This window comes from Aquabacterium sp. (assembly GCF_004297345.1).
GTDB lineage: Bacteria > Pseudomonadota > Gammaproteobacteria > Burkholderiales > Burkholderiaceae_C > Aquabacterium.
In genome coordinates this window covers 1-7916 of record NZ_SCTN01000379.1, presented here as the reverse complement: position 1 = coordinate 7916, position 7916 = coordinate 1, and the positions used below count along the sequence as shown (strand labels likewise).

The window sequence follows — 7916 nt, the reverse complement described above, 5'->3', positions numbered from 1 at the left end:
ATCGGATCGAAAACAGGTACTTGGTCAGTGCGTTGTCTTTTTCATCCGTGTTGATCATGTTGATGAACGAGACCTGGTGTTTCATCGCGCGTTCGCGCAATTCCACGATGGTCTTGATCAAAGCCAGGCCGTCGGCATCCTGTACGCTGGCTTTGAGCAGGGCCAGGTTCTCGTCATTGCGTTTGGTGACCTTCTCGATATTGGCCACCTCGCCCTTCATCTGCTCACCGTCTGACATCACCAGGATGCTGAGCATGCTGCGCGAGATGTCATTCAAGTCCGCCTTCATTTTGTTGGCGATGACCGTGCGCGGGTAGGTCTCTTTGACCATGGACCCGATCTCGCTGTTGAGACTGTTGATGCGCAGGACGGCCAGGCCGGCCAGCAGCATCAACAAGGCGATGACCAGGCCAAAGCCGATCATCAGTCGCTGCCCGATTCGGATATTTCGGATGTTCATGGTCCACTGCGTCCACGTTCGAAACGAGGGGTCATCCGATGGGCGTCAGCGCAGTGCGCCAAATGTCACAAGAGATGACGGTTTCCAGAGTTTTCGGCAGAAACGGCAGGGACTGAAGTGAAAAATATGACGAGTTTGGAAAACGCCTCATCGAACCAAATGCACCAGTTATGAATGGATGTCGATAACCGTTGCGGGTACGCGGTTTGTGACGGATCTCATTGATTCATATGGTATTTCGGTCTTTATTTGTGTTTATGTCACCATGTAAAATGACTGTCGGCCGTTTTTCACGAACGTGCCGTAACGATGCGTAAATCACATGGAAGCACTCCAGACTTTGATTTTAAATCGCTCCCATGAATCGGGTGGGCCCGGTTTGAATGAATATAAAAGTGCCGACGTGGTGTGTTTCTAATTCATTACCATATTGAGTGCGAACAGGTTTTGCAGGGTTTTGTTTTGAGTTTGAAGATTGGTTGTATATGACGAAGGTATTTAACAAAACGTCAAAACCTGCGTACGAAAATAAAGCATTCAAAGTCGTCACGGTGACCGCCATCGTGATCTGTGCGCTGGGCGTGGCCTACGCTGGCGGCAAGCGCTTGGGGACCAAGCCTCCTACCACCACAGCCGATACCACCGCACCGACAACCTCGGTCACGTCTCCTGCCTCCAGCGACACTGTCAGCGGTTCGGTGTCCGTGTCGGTGGCTGCAGCAGACAACGTAGGCGTGAGCAAGGTCGAGCTTTACGTGAACGGTACGCTCAGCGGGACCAGTACGGCCAGCCCTTACAGTTTTACCTGGGACACCACTGCGCTGGCAGATGGGACGGCCACGCTGACCTCGGTGGCCTATGACGCAGCAGGCAACAAATCGACCTCTGCTGCGGTCTCTGTGAACGTGCTCAACACTGTTGCCACGACGCCGCCCACGACCACCACCACGACCACCACCACATCGTCCACTTCGGGTTCGCTGGACACCTCGTCCATGACGCTGGCGACCAATCCACTGCAGACGCGGGCACTGCCTGATCTGAACCGCATTGAGACGCCCACGGCCTGGAACTACCAGGCTGAGTACCCGAGCCGCGCGTCCTGCGGCGCTTCCGAAGGGCTGGTGTTCGAAGTCGGCACGGGCAAGGCTTTTGCCACGCCACGCGACGTACCCTGGATCCGCCTGCTGCCTTGCGATGTGGTCAAGATCTACTACCGTACAGAGCCCTACAAGGACATCGTCTTCCTGGGCGCCAGAGGTGACAAGGGCAAGTACATCACCATCATGGGCGTGCCCGGCACCAATGGCGAGTTGCCTGTGTTCGATGGTGTCAACGCCGTCTCACCGCCTGCGACCGGCACAGGCATGCCGCCCGTGTTCGACGGTTTTGGCATGTTCATCCTCAGCCGTCCCGTCAACATCGGCAATGGATTGACCTCGGCAGCCTATGGCTACAAGCCGGGCTATCTGCACATCACTGGATTGAAGGTGCAAAACGCCCGTACGCCTGCGTCGTACACCAACCTGTCTGGGGCGGTAACGAGCTGGCCCGCCTTCACGGCGGGTATCTATGCCGCGCCTGCCGAACACCTGGCCATCACGAACTGCGAGTTGGCCAGCAACGGCATCGGCTTCTTCATCAAGTCGGACCAGGACTACATGGCACCTGCGCCCGATTACTTGGGCAACGCCCGTCAGTCGCGCGGCCTGCTGGTGCGCAACAACTACTTCCATGACAACGGCATCGTGGGCAACACCAGCCTGCACAACGCCTACTCGGAAGTGATCGGCTCGGTGTACGAGTACAACTACTTCGGTCGTCCCAACGGTACCTCGGCCGACAACATCAAGGAACGCTCGGCTGGCGTGATCTTCCGCAACAACTACATCGATGGCGGCATGCATGCCATCTCCTTGCGCGATCCCGAATCGAATGGTCCTTATGAGGCCATCCAGAAGGATGCGCTGGGCGAGGACCTGGTGAAGTACGCCTTCGTGTACAACAACCACTTCACGCAGCGCGGCATCGACGCCAATGGCGGCATCCTGATCGGCCATGGTGATGGCGACTTTGGCGCGCAGATGCAGTACCGCTACGGCAAGTTGTTCTTCTATAACAACCGCGTGGTCTCGAAGTACGACTACCTGATGTACGGCCGTGATGGCGCCCCCTTGTTCGAGATGCTCAACTACAACCGGGGCACGGTGGTCAACGCCTTGAACAATCTGTTCTACGCCGTCTCCGCGACATCGACGGGCACGCCGGCTCCGTTCGCGCTGTTCTTCTGGGGTGGCGTGGCCAACTTCCCGACCTTTGTGGATGGTGCCGGCGTGACACAGCCTTCGAACTGGATCAACCGCTACATCGAGACCATGCCCAACTACGGCAACTACGCCTCAAGCCCGAGCAACCCCAATCTTTATGCCGGTACCAAGTACGACGGTACAGGCCATCCGAACCTGATCAAGCAGACCAATGACCCTGGGTTCACGGACTTCGTCAACGGGGATTACAGCCTGAAGTCCAGCTCGGTGTTCTACACGCTGAAGGCCCCGCTGCCAGCTGAGGTCACGGCGCGCAGCCTCACTCCGTCAGGAGACCCCGTCATGGGGCCATTCAAGGCACCCGCCTTGCCCTGAGCTCCTTGCGCGGGGTGATAGCTAAAAGGAGGCTCATGTGGCCTCCTTTTCATTTTTCAGGCGGCCTTGCGCCAACGACGTGGCGGGGCAGGCGTGCTCGACGCCAGTGCGGCTTCACTGAGATGCTGGCGGTGCCTGCGCCCGAAGATGCTGCCGGGCAGCAAGAGCATGGCGCCCAACATCAGCAAGGCGCCATGGATGACGTGGCCGCTGGCCAGAATGCCCACAGCAGTGAGCGCAGTCAGTGCGCAAGCGAGGGTCGTCAGGTAGCGAAGACGCTTCCTGATGGACGTCGTATGGGGCATGGAACCGGGCATCGCATCTCCTTTTCGGGGCGTAGGCCGTGACGTATTTGACGCTTGTCAATTTCTAAGGCCTGCGCGTGTTCTGCGCAAGTGCGTGGATTCCCTGAAAACAGGCGCTTTTCTGGCTGTTGCCCGTTTTTGCGCATAAATGCGTTCAAAGGTGATAAATCCTGCAAAAACGAGAGATATTTCAGTGACATCACATGTAACTTAAGGTTTGATAGAGCCTGCCGATCTAGGAGCAAACAAACCCATCAGGTGTGTCGCTCCCGAGCATGAGCTACCGCCGCGTTCACTCAGCAAAGAGGTAGGCTGTGACCGTTGTTACTGATTCCACGCCGCAACAAGCGGCAGATGCTCGCCAAACTCCGCGAGTCAATGTGTCCTGGGCTGCCCGGGTCGTGACGGGGCCTCAGTCCTATCTGGAGGCCCGAGTCATCAATGTTTCTGCGGACGGCCTCGGTCTGGTCTGTGAGCGAGCTTTCCCAGATGGCGTGATGCTGCAGGTGCTGATCGCCATGCCTGACCCCGCTGATCGCAGCAAGTACCACTACCCCGGCTTGCACGCGAAGGTCATGTTCCATGTTGCCAAGGGGGGTAAATTCCGGCTCGGCACCCGCTTTGCCAAGATCGATCAGCCCGTCAAGGACATGATCGAGCAGTGGGTGAAGAAGGGCTGATCACATTCTGCTGGCACGGAACTCGGCTTCTTTTTCCAGCATGTCTGTCATGACGGACATGCCCTGAACCCGGCGTACTTCCAGCGCTCGCTCGATGTGCTCCGGGTCGCCTCGCTCGTGGTGAAACTGTCTTTGGCGGCTCAGGGTGCGGATCGCAGGGTGCAGCACTTCCGTGGCATTGAGATCGGCCAGGGCATGCAGATAGCGCCCAATGAAATGCAACACGTCTTCGCGTGACTCTTCCGTCAGCAGCGCCAATGGCGGGCTGATGGTCGCGTCTGGCAGGCCGCGTGCATTGCACAGTGCCAGAGCCGGTGGCTGGCTGTTGCACTGCACGTTGCGCATCAGCTTGGGCGCCGCATGAGGATCGTTGACGAAGGATTCGACCAGACCATCGTGGCCGCGTGCCACCAGGCCGCGTGTGCGCGCCTCCTGCAAGCCCAGGCGTGGGGCGCCGCCGCTGTTGGTCATCTCGATGCAGCGTTGACCTGTGGCCGATAGCGTGAATCGGTCGGCATCAAACACCACTTTGGGCAGCTCTTTCAGCGGCGCTGTCATCAAGTCAGCGAGGTTGATCCACAGCAGGCGGCGGGGTTGGCTGTACAGCGCATCCACGCCGAATGGTCGGTCTGGGCTGGCCCAGAAGGCGGCACCGTCCACGGTGAGCACATCGCCCGCACGTGACAGGAACTGTTTGCCAGTCAGCGCTTCAGCTTGTTGGTACATGGCGGTGGCGATGCCTCGGCGCTGGTGCTCGTAGGCCACCTGCGCATCTTCATCTTGCAGGTAGGCGCCTGCAGCCGTGAATCTCAACTCGCCAACGGGTTCGGCCTGCGGGTTGGAACCCATGTAGGCGAGGATGTAGTCGGGCTCATCAGGGCCAATGCCAGCCTGGTACTTGAACCGGTAGCCCATGTCCTGCGCTTTCGTCGCGGGTTGGACCTCGGCGACGATATTGAGCACCTCGGTCTCGCCACAGTACACGGCGGCCTTGAGCTTGACGGGAAAGCTGGCGCCCGAGCGGCTCGGGTTGCCCACGTAATAAGTGTGTTGGCTGACCTGGAGTTTGAAGTCGCTGACGCCGTATGGCAGCTTCTGACCCAACTCCAGCGTCCGATTCAGGTAAACATCCATGCCCTCTCCCAGCTTGAACGGGCCGACACGCGATGCGGTCGTGCCGGCCCGTTCATTGTGCGGTGCCCTGGATGAGGGAGAAACCCGGATCAGCACCGGCCTTGGGCGCCAATCGTGGCGTGCTGGGCCAACCCAGGCGGGCATCTCGTTGATTTCAAGACCAACGGCGCAGTTTCGGGCGGCTCAGGCCATCGCGCCCTTCCACATGCCCTACGAGGGATTGGTAGAAATAGCTGTCGCCGGCGACGGTCACGCCCAGGTCGTACCAGTCGTTTGTGGTGGCGAAACTCAGGGTGCGGGTTTCCTTGCCATTGAGCGTGATCGCCCAGTTGACCGTGCCGCCCGCCGCGATGCGGTCCACGACATTGAGCGTGACGGGCTTGCTGCCAGGGTTGCTGAAGGTGATCGTCACGGGCTGGCCAGGGCCTTGGGTGAGCAGCTTCACATCCGGTTCAGGCTGGCCGTTGATGGCTTTGGCGTTGAGGTAACCACGGAAGCGCCGCATGAACTGGGCCGGGCCGTGTACTTCCAGATCGTAGTAACCGCCGCCGTACCAGACCACATGCCAGTAGTCCTTGCCGCCTTGCCCCGGGTCGGCCTGGTAGAACCAGGGACCGTCCACACGGTGCTTGTTGGCATTGATCTGCAGCGGTGCGGATTTGCTGCCCTTGTTGGCCCAGTTGATCCAGACCTTGCCCTCGTTGGCCAGGTCGGATGACAACCAGCAATCGAGCTGTACAGGTGATTTGCGCAAGGGCTTCTGACCAGCTTCCTGCGGCGGCATGGTGGTGCTGTAAGCCGGCAGGGGCAGCAAGGTCGAGCACTGGCCCTGGCTGGCCGAGGCCAGGCTGGCGGTATCGGGCAGCACGGGGCGGCTGGTGTCGCTGACGTTGAAATCGAAACACGAGGTCAGGTCGCCGCAGACCTGACGGCGCCAGGCGCTGATATTGGGCTCGGCCACGCCGGTCCACTTCTCCAGGAACTGCAGGATGGAGGTGTGATCGAAGGTTTCGCTGGCCACCCAGCCGCCGCGGCTCCAGGGCGAGCACACGATGGTGGGCACGCGGAAGCCCAGTCCGATGGATTCGCCGTTGACGAACTCGTCGGCCGTACCGGGCAGAGGCACGGGCGGGCTCACGTGGTCGTAGAAGCCACCGTTTTCGTCATAGGTCAGGATGAAGACGGTCTTGGCCCACACGGCGGGGTTCGAGGCCAGGGCATCCAGATACTGGTTGACGTAGTTGGCGCCCGCATTGGGCTGGCCGCGCGGGTGCTCGGACAAGGCTTCGGGCGCAATGATCCACGACACGGCCGGCAACTGGTCGTTCATCACGTCGTTGCGGAAGTCGGCGATGTTGCGGCGGCGCATGCCGTTCTCGTACAGAGGCGAGCCAGCTTGCGCCGTCTTGAACTGCTTGAACCAAGCCAGCGCGTTGTCGTCGTAGTTGTCCTGCTCCTGGTACATGCGCCAGGAGATGCCGGCGGCTTGCAGGCGCTCGGGGTAGGTGGTCCAGGTCAGGTCGCCAAAGCTGTTGTTGGTGGCCGGGCCGCCGTTGCGGCCTTGCGGGTCCAGCGTGCCAGTCATCAGATAGAGCCGGTTCGGGTCGGTGCTGGTGCGGGTGGAGCAGAAGTAGTGGTCGCACAGGGTGAAGGCATCGGCCAGGGCGTAGTGCCAGGGTATGTCCGTGCGCTTGTAGTAGCCCATGGTGAACGGGCCCTTGGCGATCAGCCAGGCATCCATGCGGCCGTTGTTGTACGCCGTGTGCTGGGTGCTCCAGTCGTGGGCGATGTCGTAGACGCAGCTGGTGTCGAGGTGGAAGGGCGTGTGGGTCAGGCCCGTCACGACCAGATCCTGCTGCATGAACACGGACTGGTCACCACTGTTCTGACGCAGCATGGGGTGGTCGTCGCCAAAGCCGCGCACGCCTTTCATGCTGCCGAAGTAGTGGTCGAACGAGCGGTTCTCTTGCGAGAAGATGACCACGTGGGCGATGGAGCCCAGCGTGCCGCCTTGGGCCGGGGCGGCCAGGGCGCGTTGCAGGCTCAGGGGCAGGACGCTGGCGCCCAGGGCAGCGCCGGCATGGCGCACGAATTGACGACGGTTGATGCGAGACACGGTGATCCTCGTGAGACAGCGAGGATCAGGAGATTAGGCATGTGCCGTGACGCTTGCCAGCGATCATGTCCTGAGTCATTCGGGCCAGGAATGGCGTTTTCCGTCAAGCCGTGTCGCAACTTCACGGGCGATTAAATTGGTGGCGTATGCCGGTCTGCATCGCGGCAACACAAATCGCTGCGGCACAAAAAAAGCGGGGTCCCGAAGGACCCCGTTTGAAGGCACTCAGGTGCAGTGCCGCTAGGAGGAGACAAGCAATGAAACTAACGCAGAAAAACTAACGCAGGGGAAATCAGTAGCCAGGCAGATCAGTGCATCTGGATGGCGCCAGCGGCCTTGCCCTTGCCGGCACGTGCGGGTGGGTTGCACAGGCCGCAGACAAAGTGACGCGAAATTTCGTGGGGGTGGCTGACGAAGTGGCCGCCGCACTTGGAGCACTTGGTCATCGTCAGCATGCCGTTGTCGATGAACTTGACCAGGCGCCAGGCGCGGGTCACGGACAGCAGGGGCTCCAGGCCTTGAGATTCGGTTTGCTCCAGGTACAGCTGGTAGGCCTTGATGACGACGTCGATTTCGTCC

The 7916-nt window shown here is 60.1% G+C and carries 7 protein-coding genes; 2 read left to right on the top strand and 5 right to left on the bottom strand.

Going from position 1 to position 7916, the window contains the following annotated elements:
- Positions 1-460, bottom strand: a 460-nt coding sequence (locus EPO09_RS14455) for an MCP four helix bundle domain-containing protein (protein ID WP_290644025.1), incomplete at its 3' end; no start/stop codon positions are given.
- A gap of 551 nt (positions 461-1011) precedes the next feature.
- Between EPO09_RS14455 and EPO09_RS14450 the strand changes: the two genes are divergently transcribed.
- Positions 1012-3102 carry an Ig-like domain-containing protein gene (locus tag EPO09_RS14450; RefSeq protein ID WP_290644024.1) on the top strand — a complete coding sequence of 697 codons (2091 nt, stop codon included), beginning with the start codon at positions 1012-1014 and terminating at the stop codon, positions 3100-3102.
- A 56-nt stretch (positions 3103-3158) separates the two neighbouring features.
- On the opposite strand, the gene EPO09_RS14445 is transcribed toward EPO09_RS14450, so the two are convergent.
- Positions 3159-3419 carry a hypothetical protein gene (locus tag EPO09_RS14445; protein ID WP_290644023.1) on the bottom strand — a complete coding sequence of 87 codons (261 nt, stop codon included), beginning with the start codon at positions 3417-3419 and terminating at the stop codon, positions 3159-3161.
- A 302-nt stretch (positions 3420-3721) separates the two neighbouring features.
- Here EPO09_RS14445 and EPO09_RS14440 point away from each other — a divergent pair, with 302 nt between their 5' ends.
- Entirely contained in the window at positions 3722-4087 is a 366-nt protein-coding gene (locus tag EPO09_RS14440; RefSeq protein WP_290644022.1) for a PilZ domain-containing protein, read from the top strand.
- Here EPO09_RS14440 and EPO09_RS14435 read toward each other — a convergent pair whose 3' ends face one another.
- The 3 genes from EPO09_RS14435 to EPO09_RS14425 all read right to left on the bottom strand — a co-directional run.
- The gene (locus tag EPO09_RS14435; RefSeq protein ID WP_290644021.1) at positions 4088-5221 is read right to left on the bottom strand and encodes a hypothetical protein; all 1134 of its coding nucleotides are present in this window, start codon (positions 5219-5221) and stop codon (positions 4088-4090) included.
- Between the two features lie 154 nt (positions 5222-5375).
- Positions 5376-7337, bottom strand: coding sequence for a phosphocholine-specific phospholipase C (locus EPO09_RS14430; RefSeq protein WP_290644020.1), 1962 nt, complete (start codon positions 7335-7337; stop codon positions 5376-5378).
- 308 nt (positions 7338-7645) lie between these two features.
- Positions 7646-7916 (bottom strand): FlhC family transcriptional regulator (locus EPO09_RS14425; RefSeq protein WP_290644019.1); only part of this gene is annotated, 271 nt, incomplete at its 5' end.